The organism is Microbacterium sp. Bi128, from assembly GCF_918698205.1.
Genome location: NZ_CAKKMM010001567.1, coordinates 1 through 1,135, shown reverse-complemented (window position 1 = coordinate 1,135; position 1,135 = coordinate 1). Strand labels below are relative to the sequence as shown.

Sequence of the window (1,135 nt, the reverse complement as noted above, 5' to 3'; positions counted from 1 at the left end):
GGCCCGAACTAACATTGGCTCGGCCTCGGGGCACAGTTGCCGGGCGACGGGCCGCTATTCGAAGCACTCGATTCGCGGCTCTTGCCCTCGGCTCCGCCACGCTTCATCGCATCCAGCAGGTCAGCGGCAAAGAAAAGCGCCCGACCACCTGGGCGGCGGCAGACATCAGGCCTGCAGGTACCTTCGCGAACTCGCTAAGAGACGGCTCGGACACTTCCGTGTCCCGAACAACCCGGAGTCATCAGATGGTTACCTGCAGGCGCTTTAAGCCTACGCCCGCCTCACGGCCGTCACCAGAGGGCCGTTGACTCAGGGCAAACCCCCGCGCAGCCCCGGCCGAATAGGTCCCGGCCGAAACACCCCCTGCCGCGAAAGCGTAGAGTGGAGGAAGCCGCCTGATTCTGGACGCCAAGTGCTGAGGGAGAAATCGTGACGATTGACTGGGACGAAAAGAAGACCCTGCTGCAGGAGCCGAACATCGCCGCCGTGACGCAGCTGTGTGACGAACTCATGGAAAAGAAGCCTGGATCCGTGGTCCCGTACATCGACCCCATCCACGACGAGGACGAATGCCGGATCGTCAGCCTGCATATCAGCCCGGGCAAGGGCACCGAATCGGGCTTTGTCTCGCACTTCAACGACGATGAAGCCGCCCGCCGCGCCACCTCCATCTACGAGGCCGCAGAGCTGGACCCCCGCTATGTGATGCCGTGGAACGCCTACCCGTGGATCCGCGATCCGGAGGCATCCTCGGCCCTGAACGTCCAGGAGAAGACGGACGGCCTCCGGCCCTTCCGCCAGTTCCTCAAGATCAACAAGCGCGTCTCGGCCGTTATTGCCCACGGCGCGGACGCCCACTCCTTCCTGACGCTTTTCGAGAAGACCTACCATTCCTCGCTGAAGAATCATGGTGTCAAGATCTACAAGGCCACCGCACTTGGCGGCCGCGCCTTCGCGGTATCTCCGGCCAAGCAGGAAGAGCTCCTCGCCAAGAACGTCGAGGTCTACAAAGACGCCATGCAGCGGGCGGGCATCCAGCACCTCTGAGGCTCCACGCAACCCCGGCCGGCAACGGCATCCGGCGCAAGCCGAGCCGGCGCCGGCGGCATCACCCGGCCAGCAGCCTGCGCCGGTG

1 protein-coding gene is annotated in these 1,135 nt (G+C 64.3%); it reads left to right on the top strand.

Annotated elements, in window-relative coordinates:
* Positions 1 to 429 precede the first annotated feature (429 nt).
* On the top strand, positions 430 to 1,047 hold the full coding sequence (locus tag LQV45_RS34605; protein ID WP_028276890.1) for a uracil-DNA glycosylase: 618 nt from the start codon (positions 430 to 432) through the stop codon (positions 1,045 to 1,047).
* Positions 1,048 to 1,135: the final 88 nt, after the last annotated feature.